Origin of the sequence: Solibacillus sp. FSL W8-0372 (assembly GCF_037969735.1) — a bacterium.
In the GTDB taxonomy this organism is placed as follows: Bacteria; Bacillota; Bacilli; order Bacillales_A; family Planococcaceae; genus Solibacillus; species Solibacillus faecavium.
Window position 1 is genome coordinate 2,344,113 of sequence record NZ_CP150204.1, and the last position, 17,448, is coordinate 2,361,560.

14 protein-coding genes and 1 pseudogene are annotated in these 17,448 nt (G+C 38.1%); 2 read left to right on the forward strand and 13 right to left on the reverse strand.

The annotated features are described in order from the left end of the window. Window positions 1-193 precede the first annotated feature (193 nt). The 7 genes from MKY13_RS11805 to MKY13_RS11835 all read right to left on the reverse strand — a co-directional run bounded on the left by MKY13_RS11805 (window position 194) and on the right by MKY13_RS11835 (window position 8,075). Window positions 194-2,152, reverse strand: coding sequence for an ABC transporter permease (locus tag MKY13_RS11805; RefSeq protein WP_339212857.1), 1,959 nt, complete (start codon window positions 2,150-2,152; stop codon window positions 194-196). Continuing rightward, on the reverse strand, window positions 2,142-2,906 hold the full coding sequence (locus tag MKY13_RS11810; RefSeq protein WP_191700087.1) for an ABC transporter ATP-binding protein: 765 nt from the start codon (window positions 2,904-2,906) through the stop codon (window positions 2,142-2,144). The genes MKY13_RS11805 and MKY13_RS11810 overlap by 11 nt, the downstream gene beginning before the upstream one ends. Before the next feature lie 75 nt (window positions 2,907-2,981). Further along, window positions 2,982-3,956 (reverse strand): sensor histidine kinase, encoded by a 975-nt coding sequence (locus MKY13_RS11815; protein WP_339212859.1) that lies wholly within the window; start codon window positions 3,954-3,956, stop codon window positions 2,982-2,984. Then, entirely contained in the window at window positions 3,953-4,564 is a 612-nt protein-coding gene (locus MKY13_RS11820) for a response regulator transcription factor (RefSeq protein ID WP_191700091.1), read from the reverse strand. The genes MKY13_RS11815 and MKY13_RS11820 overlap by 4 nt, the downstream gene beginning before the upstream one ends. A gap of 97 nt (window positions 4,565-4,661) precedes the next feature. After that, window positions 4,662-5,255, reverse strand: a complete 594-nt coding sequence (locus MKY13_RS11825) for a hypothetical protein (RefSeq protein WP_339212862.1) — start codon at window positions 5,253-5,255, stop codon at window positions 4,662-4,664. A gap of 222 nt (window positions 5,256-5,477) precedes the next feature. Continuing rightward, window positions 5,478-6,827: an IS1182 family transposase gene (locus MKY13_RS11830; protein WP_191701905.1), complete on the reverse strand. Its 1,350-nt coding sequence runs from the start codon at window positions 6,825-6,827 to the stop codon at window positions 5,478-5,480. Between the two features lie 306 nt (window positions 6,828-7,133). Then, complete coding sequence (locus tag MKY13_RS11835) at window positions 7,134-8,075, reverse strand: rhodanese-related sulfurtransferase (protein WP_191700095.1); 942 nt, start codon at window positions 8,073-8,075, stop codon at window positions 7,134-7,136. Between the two features lie 221 nt (window positions 8,076-8,296). On the opposite strand from MKY13_RS11835, the gene MKY13_RS11840 reads away from it, so the two are divergent. Then, on the forward strand, window positions 8,297-9,061 hold the full coding sequence (locus MKY13_RS11840) for a DUF2071 domain-containing protein (protein WP_339216918.1): 765 nt from the start codon (window positions 8,297-8,299) through the stop codon (window positions 9,059-9,061). Window positions 9,062-9,188: 127 nt separating this feature from the next. On the opposite strand, the gene MKY13_RS11845 is transcribed toward MKY13_RS11840, so the two are convergent. The 4 genes and pseudogenes from MKY13_RS11845 to MKY13_RS11860 form a co-directional block, all read right to left on the reverse strand. Then, window positions 9,189-9,812, reverse strand: coding sequence for a response regulator SirA (locus MKY13_RS11845; protein WP_191704044.1), 624 nt, complete (start codon window positions 9,810-9,812; stop codon window positions 9,189-9,191). A gap of 65 nt (window positions 9,813-9,877) precedes the next feature. Further along, window positions 9,878-10,705 (reverse strand): HNH endonuclease signature motif containing protein, encoded by an 828-nt coding sequence (locus tag MKY13_RS11850; protein WP_339212866.1) that lies wholly within the window; start codon window positions 10,703-10,705, stop codon window positions 9,878-9,880. A 255-nt stretch (window positions 10,706-10,960) separates the two neighbouring features. Beyond that, window positions 10,961-12,910 (reverse strand): annotated as a pseudogene (locus MKY13_RS11855) (vitamin B12-dependent ribonucleotide reductase); the annotation flags it as partial. A 251-nt stretch (window positions 12,911-13,161) separates the two neighbouring features. Continuing rightward, window positions 13,162-13,995 (reverse strand): biotin/lipoate A/B protein ligase family protein, encoded by an 834-nt coding sequence (locus tag MKY13_RS11860; protein ID WP_339212868.1) that lies wholly within the window; start codon window positions 13,993-13,995, stop codon window positions 13,162-13,164. 99 nt (window positions 13,996-14,094) lie between these two features. On the opposite strand from MKY13_RS11860, the gene MKY13_RS11865 reads away from it, so the two are divergent. Next, window positions 14,095-14,478 (forward strand): rhodanese-like domain-containing protein, encoded by a 384-nt coding sequence (locus MKY13_RS11865; protein WP_191700099.1) that lies wholly within the window; start codon window positions 14,095-14,097, stop codon window positions 14,476-14,478. Window positions 14,479-14,606: 128 nt separating this feature from the next. On the opposite strand, the gene gcvPB is transcribed toward MKY13_RS11865, so the two are convergent. Next, window positions 14,607-16,088 carry an aminomethyl-transferring glycine dehydrogenase subunit GcvPB gene (gene gcvPB / locus MKY13_RS11870; protein WP_339212871.1) on the reverse strand — a complete coding sequence of 494 codons (1,482 nt, stop codon included), beginning with the start codon at window positions 16,086-16,088 and terminating at the stop codon, window positions 14,607-14,609. Continuing rightward, a complete protein-coding gene (gene gcvPA, locus MKY13_RS11875) occupies window positions 16,081-17,427 on the reverse strand; it encodes an aminomethyl-transferring glycine dehydrogenase subunit GcvPA (RefSeq protein ID WP_339212873.1) in 1,347 nt (448 codons plus the stop codon). Before gcvPA ends, gcvPB begins: the two co-directional genes overlap by 8 nt. Window positions 17,428-17,448: the final 21 nt, after the last annotated feature.

Consider the following 17,448-nt stretch of genomic DNA (forward strand, 5'->3'; position numbering starts at 1 on the left):
GCGTTAATATTTCTATTAAATTAGATGTAAAGAGCCTCTTTTTTTGAAAATGAGATGAATTTTCCGTAAATCTCATTTACAAAACCTTTACAATGGCTAAGTTTTTTATTTTACATAATAAAAAAGCCGATTTTCATCACAAGAAGTTGTGAAAAATCGACTTTAATATTAATTTGCATTCCTTTTAGCTTTCCTACCGCCTTTGGATAACATATTTTTTCGTCAGTCCGAAAGTAACCATAAAATAAAGGAAGTATATCATCCCTATAACTACTACTATTGAAACGGATACTATATTAAAATTCAGCATTGCGCTAAATCCAGCCAGATCAATAAATTGATTAAGAATGATTGTAATTGGTATGGATAAGCAGATTGGAACGACTATCGGAAACGTAAAGAACACAAAAATTTGCTTCGCTAATGTCTTTCGCTGTAACTCCTCATTTACGCCCAATCGATTGAGCAGTCTATACTTTTTCTCATCATCACGTAGATTCGATAATATTTTTAGTGCTAAAATAGCCATAGCCAGTAAAATAAAGACGACCGCTAAGTATAATGCCCCGACTATAAAGATAGATGAGAATGCTGCAGCATATAATCGACGCTGCTCTTTAACCCGGTAGTCACTCGATAAAATAGAGTAATTGTTTTCTTCTATTTTATAACTATAACTTAATGCATCTTGAAGTTTTTGTGCATCAAATGGTCCTTCTTCTAGAGTAATGGCTACCGCTGTTTGACTTATTTCCATACCTTCTACTACTTCATCCGGCACGACAATGACAAAATAGCTCCATAAAAACATCGGCATAGATTCCACTACATGACTTAATGTATAAGTTTGACCTTTATGATTAAATGATGCCTCTGAAAAGTCTGCCCCTTGAATTCCCGGCATATCAGAGAAAATTGCAAATTGATTTTCTAGATTTAGTGGTTTGCTGCCAAGTTCTTGCAATAGCTCATTTACATCCGATTCTTTCATGAACATATCGACGTCCTGATATTTATCGCCCTGCCAAATTGTATGCTTATGGAATGTCCTTTCATTTGTGGAATAGCCGTTATACACCTTCGACCAATCTATAGGCATATAAGATTCAATCGTTTCCTTTGCTTGTTCCAATGGAATACTGCCCTCTTGCTCCGCATTAATATTGGCTATAATATCAAACGGATATTGTTTATCTAAATTTGCTTCTTCAATTTCTTTATATAAAAAGCTGAAATTAGCAGCAATCATGGCAAATACAATTAAAAAAGACAGCGCCCCAAGTAGAATGGCATTAGAGCTTAACATCGCACTCAATTGACGTAGTAAAAATTGATTTGTCCCACGTTGTGTAAAATGTTTAAACCCTAATAAAATATACATTAAGCTTTTGGCAAGTCCAATATGGAATGTCACCAAGGATATGGCTAATAATAGCATCAGCCATACGAGGTTCCCCGGATTTGAATCGACTTCTAAAAAGATATGCTTTAATTCCCGAGAAAAAAAGATAAATGATACGATGATTCCCACTAAGGATACGCCTGTCACTAGCATGGCGACATACGGATGTTTTACCCCCTGCTCCACTTTCTTCTCTCCATGAATGAGTTCGTAAATAGTAACACGGTTTAAATAAAAGCTTGATACTATGGATGAGAACAGGAATATACTACAAACCATTCCGATCGTTAATAGAACACCTTTTAATGAAAACATCGAAAACTCAAATGGAATATCCAGAAGTTGAGTCATTAACAGCATGAGTCCCTGATAAAAAAGTGACCCCATAAAAAATCCAACAACCATCGCAAAAATACCGAGTAAGCTATTTTCAAATAAAAACAGTTTCACAATATGCTTTCGTTTCATTCCGACTGTTAAATAAGTTCCAAATTCTCTTTTTCGCAGTCGTAGCATAAAGGCATTCGCGTAACCGAGTACAAAAGCTATAATGATACAAATTATAATCGATAGAAACACTAATCCTAATGCCAATTCCGCTATGGATTGAGCTTGAGTTTGTAACTGATCATTAAATATCAAGTTATTCATTGCAAAAATAAGGGAGATCGTTAATGCAACGGTTATAAAATAAATTAAATAATTGCCAATTTGTCTTCGCACATTGCGTAAGGCTAGCTTACGATACATGCCCCTCACCTCCGAGCAATGCCATCGTCGCTAAAATATCTTCATGCATCGCACGTTGACTTTGATTTCCTCGAAACAATTCATTCCAAATCTTTCCGTCCTTTAAGAACAATACCCGCTTTGCAAAGCTACCAACAAGAGCATCATGTGTCACCATTAAAATTGTGGAGTGTAATTGTTCATTCATAAATAAAAGTGTTTCCATCAGCTTTTTGGAATTGGCTGAATCTAATGCCCCCGTAGGCTCATCAGCTAAAATTATACTTGGATTTGTAATAAGTGCTCTTGCACAAGCAACACGCTGACGTTGCCCACCAGAAAGCGCCATCGGAAACTTCTTTAGCTGTTCCTGAATTCCTAACTTATTTGCAATGTCTATTAAGCGCTTCTCCGTTTCTTTAGGAGATACTCCTTGTAAATTAAGAGGGAGTGTAATGTTTTCTTCTACTGTTAAAGTATCGAGTAAATTATATTCCTGGAAAATAAATCCTAGCTTATCACGTCGATAATCTGCTAACTCCCTTTCCTTCTTATTCGATATTTGCTCTCCGTCCAACAAAATGTTCCCTGCGCTAATTCGATCAATTGTCGCAATACAATTTAAAAGTGTACTTTTCCCCGAACCTGATGCACCCATAATCGCTATAAATTCTCCATCCCCAACTTCAAAGGAAATGCTATCAAGTGCTTTTGTTATAATGGCTTCAGCACCATAATATTTTGTTACCTGTTCAATTTGTAATCTTTTTTTCATCGAAACACCCTCCGCTTCGACATTATCATATCACGCTGTGCACGGTTCTTTTCTAACAGACTGGTAGCAGAATTCTTACATTTCCGTTAGATTTGGAAAGATTAACTGAAATCGAGTATAGCTGTTATGTTCTGATTTTATATTCAACTCGATATGTAACTCTTTGCACAGCTGTGCCACAATATATAAGCCCATTCCAGTACTTGTCCCTAATTTACGACCGTTTGACCCTGTATATCCCCGTTGGGTAATACGCTCTAATTCGTGAGACAAAATACCGATTCCATCATCTTCATAAATTAGTTCCTTACCCTTTACACGCATTGTAATCTTCGCACCAGGGCAATATTTGGCACTGTTCGTCAATAGCTGATTGACGATGAATTGTAGAGCTTTATTATCCGTATAAATATTGGCATCCCCATCAATTTCAACCTTCATTTTTGATGCAATTAATAAATCCATTTGGTTTTTCACCACATCATTTAAAATGGCATTCAGTGAATGCTCTTTCAGCTGCTTGTCCTTTTCGATGGAATCCAGTCGCGCATAATGTAAAATGTTATCAGTTAAATTATCCGCACGCTTTAGTTCCCGACGCAATTTCCAAACATCCTGCTCATTGGCTAAAATTAACGACATCGCAGTTAGAGGCGTTTTGATTTCATGAATCCATTGTTCGACGTATTCCTTATATTCTTTCGCTGAACGTTGGCTTTGCTCTACACGGGATATAGCATCTTGAGAAACAGCCATCATCGCCTCATAATATTTATGTTCTACTAAAGATTTTGGTTTTCGTAAAACTTCACCTAATAAATATATTTCCTCTAGCTTTTCCATCTGCTGCTTCATTTCTTCATAGCGCTTCTTTTCATAAAAAAAGCTTGTTATAAGCCAACTGAGCTGTATGAAAATGAAGGCTAATGATATCATGGCAATCGTTCCAAATGGTACATCAATTAACATAAAAATTAACAGGAATAAAAGATAACCAATCCATAAGAAACCTACCGATATTAGTTTAGACTGAAGAAATCCTCTGATCATAGACGGTATCCTACGCCACGTACTGTTTTAATAAAGTCTGTCGCATTTAGTAGTTTTAGCTTTTCGCGCAATCGGTTAATGTTGACATACAATGTATTTTCATCAATATACAGCGAGTTATTCCATAAATCCTCTATAATTTCTTCCCTTGTAACAAGTTCTTTTTTCATTAAACAAGCTAAAATACGTGTTTCATTTTTGGTAAGCTCGGTAGAATTGTTTTCAAAGCTAACCATCATATTCCCTACATCCAATGTTAATCCGCGCACTGACTGATGACTCGTTATTTTTCTCATCAATAATCGCGAAATGCGCGCTAATAGGATCGAAGAATTATAAGGTTTGCGAATATAATCATCCGCACCAACGCCAAAACCAATAAGTTCGTCCTCTGTAGAATCCCGTGCCGTCAAAAAAATGATTGGCACATCTGAAGATTCTCGGAGCTTACGGCAAATTTCAAAGCCACTTTCTCCTGGAAGATTGACATCTAACAGTGCTAAGTCACACGGGGGTGCATCCACGGGTAAATAGCCATTACTTTTTAAGAGCTGTTTTAATTCTTCCAAAATTACCGTATCATCTTCTACTACATAAATTTTTTGCACAAAAAGTACCCCTTTAAAGCATTTTTCCTTATTATACACAATGTTTATTCATGAAAAATACAGCCTATTTAAAGAAATAGACTGTGAAACAAGAAAATTAAGGTAAATATATTTCAGAAATGAATACTACTTCCCCATCTTTTTCATATAATTTCAAAAATCCGCTCATTGGATCAAATTCCTCCCAAGTTACTTGTACTGATTCTCCCGGGTTTTCGAGCATCCAGATTGGCACATCCTTTTTTATACTTATCTCTTTCGTTCCTTCTGTGGATTCAATTAGTCTATAACCATTCGGCGCATCCTCATCGATGAGTTTATTCGTATACGTAATATTTATAACAAATGATTCTTCGTTAATATCGAAACTATTTAAAATAGCTGTTTTATAATTAGTTGTTTCGTTTATAACGGCTTCTTGTAAATCAAGTCGATTTTGCAAATAATAAGTGGACTCTTTGAGCAACGATAATTCATTCATGACTTGCTCCCACTCATCCAATGCTGTCAGTTTATTTTCATGGTCTACAATCGTTTCCTGCTGATCCTGAAGTGTTTGTTCAAGCTTACTTATAGTATTTCCATGTTTATTATCCGAACGGGACATTGTATTTTCGTCATTTGTACAGCCCGCCACAATAAGTGTAGCCAAAAAACATCTGAACAGTAGCGAATATTTCTTGTTGCCCAATAAAGATCCCTCTTCCTTTTTTACCCTAATAAATTACGATATTCTAATGTACTAGAAAGTTTACCTAAAGACACAAAAAAGGTAAGCTATGTAATAGCTTACCTCAGGTTGTCGACAAAAGGCATCGAGAGCTCGTCTCTCGATGCCTTTTGTCATTTCTTTTATCAAATTAGGCTCCGAAGTTCTGTAAAAGGGCTCCTCTTCGAGGGAAGATGCCCTCATCTAAGCTCCTTGCCAAGTCCATGTGGCAAGTTTCTTCAAGTTCATGGCAGCAAAAGTAAGCATCGCCTGCATGGACAATTTTTTAAGGCCTCTTAGCGTTGTCCATCGCATACCATGCTTCTCTTTCGCATCCGCAAAGACACGCTCAACCGTCTCTTTTCGTTTTGCATAAATGGATTTAATTTCATGATGATGACGAAGATGTTCGGCTTCTTCTAGATAATCTGCCCAAATATGTCGCTGAATCATTTTCGTATGATTTTTACTTTCCGTACATTGTGCTAGAAATGGGCAATCTGCACAAACCGCTGGATTCGATTTGTATTGGCGATAGCCTTCTTTCGTCGTCGTTGTATAGCGCAACATCTGGTCATTCGGGCAAATATAGCAATTATAGTGCTCATCATAGACATACTCATGTTTACGGAAGAAGCCATCTTTCGTTTTCGGTCTTGTATAAGGAAGAACAGGCAACATTTGATTTTCTAATAAAAAGTTCGTAATCGCAGGTGTTTTATAAGCCGCATCCGCAGCAACAGCCACAGGCTTTTTCACACGATGAATGACCTTTTCAACAAGCGGTTGCAGCATATGACTATCATGGATATTGCCCGGTGTCACAATCGTACCTAATACAAAGCCACGTTCATCTGTCGCTGCATGAAATGAATAGGCAAATTGTTTTGTCCGTTCGTCCTTCACATAGTAACCACTTTCAGGGTCCGTTGTGCTCTCTTTGATTTCTTTCCATTCTTCCTTTTCAAACTTCTCCGGTGGAAACGGCTTTTTCCCGTTCTTTTCACGGTCTATGTTTAACTCTTCTTGTAGCTTTTCTTCATAAGCACGTGTCTCTTTTCGAACCATCTTCTTATCAAATTTTCGTTTATTCGCACTTGCCTTAACATGCGTAGAATCAATAAAGATATGGTCAGCTGATAATAAACCCGCATCCACAATTTCTTTCAAGATGCGATAGAAAATCTGTTCAAATACATCTGTATCCTCAAAACGCCGTGTATAATTTTTGCCAAACGTTGAGAAGTGAGGCACTTCTGTATGAAAACCGAAGCCTAAAAACCAGCGATACGCTACATTCGTTTCAATTTCCTTAATCGTTTGACGCATCGAACGAATACCAAAAACGTATTGAATCATTGTCATTTTAAATAAGACAACAGGATCAATACTTGGTCTACCGAAAGGTGAATATAAGTTTTCAACTAATGGATATACAAACGAAAAGTCAATGGCTGCCTCTAATTTACGTACGAGATGATTTTCTGGGACAAGTTGTTCAATCGTCAACATTTCTAATTGATTACGTTCATTCATTTGGTTTTTAGTCATCATATCGGGACACCTCTTTGATTTAGATAAACTATATTAGAAAGAATAGATCAAGTTGATTGGAATGGAAGGGGCGACTTCTGCGGGAATAGCGGGACTGCCGATACACCGCAGGAGCGTAGCGACGAGGAGGATTGGCACCCGCCCGCGAAACGCGTCCCCTGGAATGGAAATCAACGGTTTTCATCATTTTAAATTTATTTTAAAACAAAAAAGACTGTAGGCAAACTCGAATTTCTTCGAGTTTGTCTACAGTCTGAGGTAAGCTATGTAATAGCTTACCTTTCTATTATTATGATGGGTGATTTTTTATGCTTCCAGTAACGCAATTGCTTCTTCAACTTGTTGCTCAGATAGCCCATTACGTACAATATAGCGGTTACGTTCATGTTTCGTACACTCTATTGTACAGCCGCCTAAATGCTTCGCTTCGTTTTCTTCTGATGCTAAAACTTGCTTGTTGCATTCAGGATTTGCACAGTTAATATAGCGCTCACATGGTGTACCATCGAAATGATCACGACCAACTACGACATGCTCTACTTGGTTGATCGGCACTGTTAAACGCTCATCGAATACATACATTTGACCGTCCCAAAGTTGACCTTTTGTTGCTGGGTCTTTACTGTATGTTGCTACACCACCATGTAATTGACCAACATCCCCAAATCCTTCACGCTTCATCCAGCCGGAAAATTTTTCGCAGCGGATACCGCCAGTACAGTAAGTTAATACGTTCTTACCTTCAAATAGTTCACGGTTTTCGCGTACCCATTGAGGTGTATCACGGAAATTCTGTACTTCTGGTCGAATCGCGCCACGGAAATGGCCAACATCATATTCATATGTGTTGCGCACATCTAAAACAACCGTATTCTCATCTTGCAGTTCCTTCATAAATTGCTCAGGGGATAAATAACGTCCTGTCAATTCATGTGGATTAACATCTTCCTCTAAGCCTAAATTAACAAGCTCTGGTCGAGGACGAACATGCATTTTTTTGAACGCATGGCTTTCTACCGCATCAATTTTAAATACGATACCTTCAAATAAAGGATCTGACTTCATCTTTTCCATGTAGGCTTCTGTTTGCTCAATTGTTCCAGAAACTGTCCCGTTAATGCCTTCATTAGCTACTAAAATACGTCCCTTTAAACCGATTTCTTTACAGAAAGCTAAATGCTCCGCTGAGAATACTGCCGGATCTTCAATCGTTGTATAATGATAATATAATAATACTTGATAATTCATGTTTTCCACCTATCATTCATATATTTGCAGGATATACCTGATAGTTTAAAACTACCTTACAATGATAAGGTATTGCACAATCATTTCCTATCAGTATTTAGACTGATATTTTAGGACAATTTTCCCTTTTCCCACCCTTTTTACAGAGAATATATAAATAGTGATATATTTTATATATAAATAATTTAGTGCAAAGGAAGCGAAATGCGGTGAAAGAACAGATGATAACAGAAAAAAATAAGTGGGATGACAGTCATCGTCCATGGGCACTACCAAATTTACCATGGGGTATGAAGCAGACATGGAGTGATCTTTTGTTTGCCCATTACCCGATTAAATATGAAATGTTAAGAAAGATAGTACCTAAAGAGCTGGAACTGGATTCATATGAAGGAACTTATTGGATAGGAGTTGTTCCTTTCCTTATGTCAGGAGTTAGAATGAGGGGGCTGCCGCCAATTCCCAGAACTGATCGCTTTCCGGAACTTAATGTACGTACATATGTGACGATGGATGGGAAACCCGGCGTATACTTTTTTAGTTTGGATGCTGACAATTGGCCGGCTGTTAAAGGAGCCCGAACATTTTTCCATTTACCGTATTGGTATTCTAAGATGAAAATTATCAATCGTGGCTCATCCATAGAATTTGAAAGTAAAAGACGCCATGACTTGGAAATTGAATTTGCTTGTAGCTATAGACCCGTTTCAGATCCCTATTTAGCAGCAAAGGGTTCTTTTGATGAATGGATGTCGGAGCGTTACTGCTTCTATACTTTAAATTCGTCAAAGACCCCTGTCCGCTGTGATATTTTGCATAGACCATGGATTATACAAAAAGCTGAAGCCGAGATTACGATAAATACGATACTCTCAAAGCAAGGCATTGAAGTGGAAAATACAGTTCCTATCGTCCACTTCGCAAAAAGGATTGACGTGCGTGCCTGGCCATTAGTACACCACGCTACGAACCGGTTAAGTTTTTAGAGTAAGATATTTTTACAATCCAGTTCTATATCACATAAATATCCACTAAAAAATCACCTCAACTCTAATAATTCTTTAGAGATGAGGTGATTTTATTAATGTTTATTTCAAATTCACAAGGAAAAATTTATAGTCCGCATTTCAGCTGTGCGCCACAGTTTGTACATGTGTTGCAGCCGCCCATTTCCTCTACCGTACCTTGACGGCAAACAGGACATGTATTACCTACTTCCGAACCGATTGTTACGTCAGTATCTGTTAACGGTTTAATCGTATCCACTAACACAACTTGACGTTTTACTTGGTCTTCCATTTGTTTGAACTCTTCAAACTCTAATTGCTCATCTGAATTTGCCTCTTCAGCTTTTAAAGTTAATACTTGTGTATCACGAGAACCGTCAACATACACCGTACCACCTTTTGCACCGCCGCGGTATAGACGCTCGTACACTTGTTGTACTTGCTCTACTCCATAGCCTTTTGGTGCATTTACTGTTTTCGAAATTGATGAATCAATCCAGTTTTGAATAATACATTGAACATCTGCATGAGCTTCAGCAGAAAGCTCCATTGAAGATTTGAACCAGTTTGGTAAGTTATTTTCATCCACACCTGGGTTCGCATCTAAATATTCTTTTACGATTTCGGCTTTTACTTCAATAAACTTCCCTAAACGACCTGAACGGTAGTAAGTGAAGCTGAAGTAAGGTTCAAGCCCTGTCGCAACTCCGACCATTGTACCTGTACTCACTTTTGTTACTCTCTAATTTTAGAGGGTGGGACTATTATTACCCACTCCATATGTCGCCATATGGGTCAGACTATATCATCAACCATTCTAGAATGTCTTTTTCTATGACATGGGAATTCACATAGTGAAATTAAATTTGAAAGCTGATTTGCTTTCTTCCAATCCCCGTTAAATTGTTTAAAAGGAATAATGTGATGTACGGAAAGCTCTTGTCCATACTCTGCTTCTGTAATTCCGCAATCCTGGCAAGTATACTCATCTCTTGCTCTAACCTTCCTCCGTTGGCTATACCAATTAGGTCCATAATATGAGACCTTACCACCTGTCCATGTACCACTGTTAGCACCAGCAAACATTTCTTTCTCCGCATAATAAGTAGACATACATGCTACAGTACAAAAGTTTAATTTTCTAATAGTAGAGGGAGTTTTTTCAAATTTCTTATGACAATTACTACAAGAAACAATAATTCGATTACGATATTGTTCCTTTCCTCTAATACCATTAGCTTTTCCTAAACATTCCTTAGAACAAAACTTTGCTGTCTGCTCACGATTTTTAGGCACAATAAACAATTGATGACAGGTTAGACATTTAACTTCAACATCTTTTCTTAAATGCTGATTAAATAAATGACCATTTTGTATTTGATATAGTTTTTTGCAATTTATATTGCAAAAGTTTCTTTTATTAACATTAGAAGGTTTCCTCAATATTTGTTGTTTACAATAAGAACATTGAATCAATATCTTTTTTGACATTACACTCCAAAATTGAGGTGGATTGTTTTTTTGATACTCTGTTTTACAGATTCTAGAACAATATTTCTTCCGTTCAAATTTACTGGGTTTTACATTAATTTCTTTTCCACAATTAAGACAATTCTTTTTCATCGAATCACCCTTCACCTGTTTTATTAATTATAAAACAAGAACGAATGTTCGTAAAATAATGGTGCTCGGCGTGTAGTCGTTGAGGGGTCAGCCACGACTTCCCTGCGGATTGTCTGGTAGATAATTTCTTATCAACACTTTTACATTTTTACCTTTATGGTGCTGGCAAAGCTAGGTAGTAAAAGATACGCCAGGGTTTCCCGCATATAGCCAAGTTTACGCTACATTTTTACAAATGTACGGGGCAACTTGTTTACCCGTAGGTGCAACCGTCAATAAATGCGAGTTACGAATACCGTTTGCCACAATATTTTCGCGAATATGCTGTGGCATTTTTTTCATGAAGCCTGTGTTAATAAATGCTTCACGTAAACGCGCTGTTTCTGCTTCTGTTTGTCCTTCTAGGAACGGGAAGCTTCCGCGCTCTGTTGCTAATTCAATTGACTGCTCATAAGCTGCAACCGCAATTGTTTTGAAGATTTGATCAACAAGTGCATTGCCTTCTTCAGAACCATATTCTTTTTCGCAATAGATTAGTAAATCCGCAAGCCCCATAACACCAAGACCTACACGACGTTCACCAAGTGCTTGCTTTTTATTTTCGTCAAGGAAGTAAGGTGTGGCATCAATTACGTTATCCTGCATACGCACGCCAACTTTTACTGTTTCACGTAACGCCTCAAAATCAACTGTTTTTGATTCCTTATTTGCAAACTTCGCTAAGTTTACTGCAGCTAAGTTACAAACGGAATATGGTGCTAATGGTTGCTCACCACAAGGGTTTGTCGCAACAACTTGCTGACCATAAGCTTTAGCGTTCGTCATGTCGTTTGCGTTATCAATGAAGAAAATCCCTGGCTCTGCAGCATATGTTGCACAAATATTAATCAAATTCCAAAGTTCTTTTGCTTTAATTGTACGGTATGTGCGCACTGGGTACCCAAGCTTTTCCCATTCGCGAACATCGCCAACTTCATGCCATTTTTCATTGTAATCTTTCATTTGCTCTGGCGTGTAGTTTGCTACATCCGGGAAGCGCAGTGGGAATTCCCCGTCATTTTCTACAGCTTCCATAAATTCTTTAGTTAATGTTACTGAAATATTCGCACCCGTTAAGAAGTCTGCATTATGGACTGAATACGTTCCGCCATCACGAAGTTTCGTTTCAGCGTCACGGATAATCGCTTCATTAAATCCACCAAAGCCTTCAATATTTTTATAGTTCACAATCCCTTGATACATCGCATCTTCCTGCTGTGATAAAGGCTTGAATTTTAATTTTTCTTTTGCTAGACGAATAATCGATTCATCATCGGTATTCTCGATTAAATAACGTAGAATACGAGGGTTTTGCATTTTTGAAATGATAAACTCTACGATATCTGGATGCCAGTCTGCCAGCATAATCATTTGAGCACCACGGCGAGAACCACCTTGCTCAACAAGATGTGTCAGCTTGGCAATATCATCAAGCCAGCTCACAGAACCACTCGATTTACCGTTTACACCGCGCGCTAATGTGTTACGTGGACGGAGCGTTGAACCGTTTGTACCAACACCACCACCACGGCTCATAATTTCCATTACTTGCTTACGGTGGTCACTGATTCCTTCACGAGAATCTGCCACAAATGGCATTACGTAACAGTTGAAGAATGTTACTTCTGTTTCCGAGCCAGCGCCATAAATTACACGGCCTGCCGGAATGAAGTTCATCGATACAAGCTGTTCGTAAAACTTCTCGAACCATTCTTTTCGCTTTTCTTCAGTTTTTTCTACAGATGCTAAACCTGTTGCATTTCGCTTTGCAATCTGCTCGTAGAAAATTTCCAAAGGCTTTTCAATAATATCTAAAGAGCGCTCAATTATTCCTGTTGTCTGCTCTTCTCCCTCTAGTACGTGGCGATAATCCTCTTCAATTTCAATAAGTGCACTCTTCTTTTCTAGATCAATTGATTGGATAATGCCCAGTCCACGTGCTGGGAATTTGGGATCCTGCTTTACTGTCAGTACAACAAAATCTCCTGCTTTTAATGTTTTCTTTTCTGTATCCTTAAAAGAATACCGGTCAATCATGACAAGACGCGACACACCTTTATGCGTAATATGCATATCCGGTGTAATCGGATGAACTTGAGGAAATTGCTTAATATCCTGATTTAACTGATTGAATGGGATGGATTGTTCTAAAACACTTACCACCATGCAAGCCCCCTTTGAACGCTATTTAATAATGTTAACATTCCCAACAAAAACGAGAATCAAACACCATATCTTGTGTTTGATTCATTAGGACTATCCCATATGTTGAGTTATATATAATTCCTTAAAAAAGATTACACCAAATATTTATTTCAATCAAGGGTTGATTTTTTTCAGATTATGTTAAATCCCTGTATATCAACGTTTCGAGTATCAAAATTTTTTTTGCAAAAATAAAAACAAATGTTCGTAATCTATTTTTTGAAATTCCACTCATCTGTTAAATATTTTTTTTGCATTAATTGATCCACATATTGCTGTTGTTTTTCGTTTAATTCATAAGGAATCAAATCAATATTTAGTGCCTCTTCAAATCCTTTTGAAAATGCATTTACACATTGCTCAATTGTAAATGGGCTATCCACAAACTGATTCATCGCTACTGCCTTTTCAGGTAATTTTTTTCTCATTCTTTCTTTTGCCTCAGCAGACTCGAAATTAAATACCGATAATAACAATTCTTCATTCAAATCCAATAATATTGCACCATGCTGTAGTATGACACCTTTTTGACGTGTTTGCGCACTACCTGCCACTTTTTTTCCTTCTACAACAAGCTCATACCAACTTGGCGCATCGAAGCAAACTGCGCTTTTCGGCTTTTTCAGATCATCCAGCTGTTCCTTCGTTTCTGGCACACTGAAATAGGCATTTAACCCGAGATGACGAAACCCCTGTAAAATCCCTTCGCTAATAACACGATATGCTTCTGTTACCGTCTCAGGCATATTCGGATAGCTTTCTGATACAATCACTGAATATGTTAGCTCCTGATCATGTAAAACAGCACGCCCACCAGTAGGACGGCGAATAAAACCTAAATTTTGCTTTTGGACTGCTTGTAGATTAATATCTTTATGTACTTGCTGGAAGTAACCGATTGATAAAGTTGCAGGATTCCATTCATAAAATCGAATGACAGGGGGGATATCTCCTTCACTGTGCCAATCAAGCAAAGCTTCATCTAACGCCATATTAAATGCCGGGCTACATGGACCGGAATTAATAAAATACCATTGTTTTTTCATAATTTCTCGCCTCCAATAATACATTTTAGCAAACTGGCTCGACTAACTCTAGTTCATCTCTTATAATAGAAAGTACAGAAAGAAAGGGGCAATATCGCTGTGACAATTTTATACACGATTCTAGCAATTTTAGTCGTAATCGTTGCTTACGTAGTAATCAATTCAATGCGATTGAAAAAAGCGGTAACAAATTTAACGCAGGAACAATTTATTGAAGGTTATCGTAAAGCACAATTGATCGATTTACGCGAACCGAAAGAATTCGAAGCCGGCCATATTTTAGGCGCTCGAAACATTCCTATGACGCAATTCAACACACGTCATAAAGAAATACGTCCTGACCTGCCTGTTTACCTTTACTGCCAAAATTCCGGCCGTAGTGCACGAGCAGCGCTATCTTTAAAGAAAAAGGGTTATAGCCAGCTTTATCAATTGCAGGGTGGCTTTAAAACTTGGACAGGTAAAGTAAAATCAAAAAACTAATCTTAAAGGCTCTCTAAATCATTAGAGGGCTTTTAATTATGAGTTTCTACTATTATAAAGTAAATTGTAAGAAGTCTAACTTCTCCATTAGAAAAAGGGTCAGAATATCTCTGACCCTTTTGAAAATATTAAGACACTGTTACTTGTTCTTGTTTTTTATAACGTAATACTGGCGTTCTTGCAGCACGTGTCTCGTCCAGACGGTTAACAACTGTCGTATGAGGGGCTTCCTGAACTAACGCAGGATTATCTATTGTTTCTTGTGCGATTTGAATCATTGCATCACAGAATGCATCTAAAGTTTCCTTCGATTCTGTTTCAGTCGGTTCAATCATAATTCCCTCTTCAACATTTAATGGGAAATATACTGTTGGTGGATGATATCCGAAATCAAGCAGGCGTTTTGCGATATCCAGTGTTCGTACGCCTAATTTCTTCTGGCGACGCCCCGATAAAACGAACTCATGCTTACAATGACGGTTATATGGCAAATCAAAATGCTCTTCTAAACGGCGCATCATATAATTTGCATTTAATACTGCATATTCTGTAACAGCTTTTAAGCCATCTGGTCCCATCGTACGGATATACGTATAAGCACGAACATTTATGCCGAAGTTTCCGTAATATGGTTTTACACGACCAATTGATTGTGGACGGTTGTAATCGAAGTGGTATGTACCATCTTCTTTTTTCACTAGTACTGGTTTTGGCAAGAATGGAATTAAATCCGCTTTTACACCTACAGGACCTGAACCTGGGCCGCCACCACCGTGTGGACCAGTAAATGTTTTATGAAGGTTTAAGTGAACACAGTCAAAGCCCATGTCACCAGGACGCGCTTTACTCATAACGGCATTTAGGTTTGCGCCATCATAGTAAACTTTTCCGCCAACACCGTGAACGATATTCGCCATCTCTATAATATTCTCTTCGAATAAGCCTAAAGTATTTGGGTTTGTCAGCATTAATGCTGCTGTATCTGGTCCAACTACACGACGTAAATCTTCTAAGTCGACTAAACCGTCTTCCCCTGATTTAATAGTAATTGTTTCAAATCCTGCAACCGTTGCAGAAGCCGGGTTTGTACCATGCGCTGAGTCCGGAACAATTACTTTATTTCGATGCCCTTCTCCATTTGCTTCATGGAATGCACGAATCATCATCAGTGCTGTCCATTCACCATGTGCACCTGCTGCCGGTTGTAGGGTTACTTCATCCATACCCGTAATTTCCTGTAGGGATGTCTGTAAATCGTACAACAATTCCATTGCCCCTTGAACTGTTGACTCATCCTGTAATGGATGAATATTCGCGAAACCAGAATAACGTGCAACTGTTTCGTTAATTTTTGGATTGTATTTCATCGTACAAGAACCTAGTGGATAGAATCCTGAGTCCACACCATGGTTACGGCGGGAAAGTGCTGTATAGTGACGCATAATATCCAATTCAGAAACTTCAGGTAGCTCAGCTGCTTCTTGGCGTACTAAATTTGATGGAATAAGCTCCTCAAGATCAAAATCAGGAACATCTAGTGGCTCTAAGTTGTAACCAATACGGCCTGGTTTTGTAATTTCGAAAATGAGTGTTTGGTTTTCGTTATTCATTATAAGCCCCCATTTCTGCAACTAGTGCATCAATTTCTTCTTTTGTACGTATTTCAGTAACAGCGATTAGTGCATGGTTTTCTAATTCAGGGTAAACTCGCCCTAAATCAAATCCACCGATGATACCTTTTTCAATTAATGCTTTATTTAACTGTGTCACATTATGTTTTGTGTTTACTACGATTTCGTTGAAGTGCGCACCTTGGTATACAACTTCGAATCCAGCTGCTTCAAACGCATTTTTTGCGTAACGTGTTTTCACGATATTTTGTTTTGCCATTTCTTGCAGACCTTGCTTTCCAAGTGCTGTCATTGCAACTGATGAAGCAAGAGCAAGTAACGCTTGGTTTGAGCAAATATTTGATGTCGCTTTATCACGACGAATATGTTGTTCACGTGCTTGTAATGTCAATACGTAACCTCTACGTCCATCTTGGTCTACTGTTTCCCCAACTAAACGTCCCGGTACTTTACGCATCAATTTAGTCGTAACAGCGAAGTAACCGCAGTGAGGACCACCGAATGCTTCGGAAATGCCGAATGGCTGTGCGTCACCAACTGTAATGTCCGCTCCTAATTTTCCTGGAGGTGTTAAAACGCCAAGTGCTAATGGATTTGCAGATACGATAAATAATCCTTTTGCATCATGTGTAATATCTGCAAGAGGTTGTAAGTTTTCAATTTGTCCGAAGAAGTTTGGATATTGCACGATAACGCCAGCTGTTTGATCGTCAATTAATCCTTTTAACGCTTCAACATCTGTTACACCGTCTTTTGTAGGGATTGTTACCACTTCAATTGATTGACCGTATGCATACATCGTTACTACATCTTTATACTCAGGGTGTACTGCACCGGAAACTAATAGCTTTTTACGGCGAGTATGGCCTGCAGCAAGCATTCCTGCCTCTGCTAACGCTGTCCCCCCATCATACATAGAGGAGTTTGCGATATCCATACCTGTAAGCTCGGCGATCATCGTTTGGAACTCAAAAATTGCTTGTAACTCACCTTGGGAAATTTCCGGTTGGTATGGCGTATAGGCTGTATAAAACTCTGAACGGGAAATAACATGATCAACAATTACAGGTTTGTAGTGATTATATACACCAGCACCTAAAAACGATACATTGCTAGCAGTATCTTTGTTTTTGGACGCCAGTTGCGATAATTCCTTCATTAAAGCTGCTTCTGATTTTGCAGGTTTAATATTGTAGTTTCCTTGGAAGCGAACTTTTTCCGGGATATCTGCAAAAAGTTCATCGATTGTAGCAACTCCGACGCGATCTAACATTTCTTGCTTATCTTGTTCCGTCATTGGTAAATAACGATGTTTCATTGTTAACCCTCTTTTCAAAAG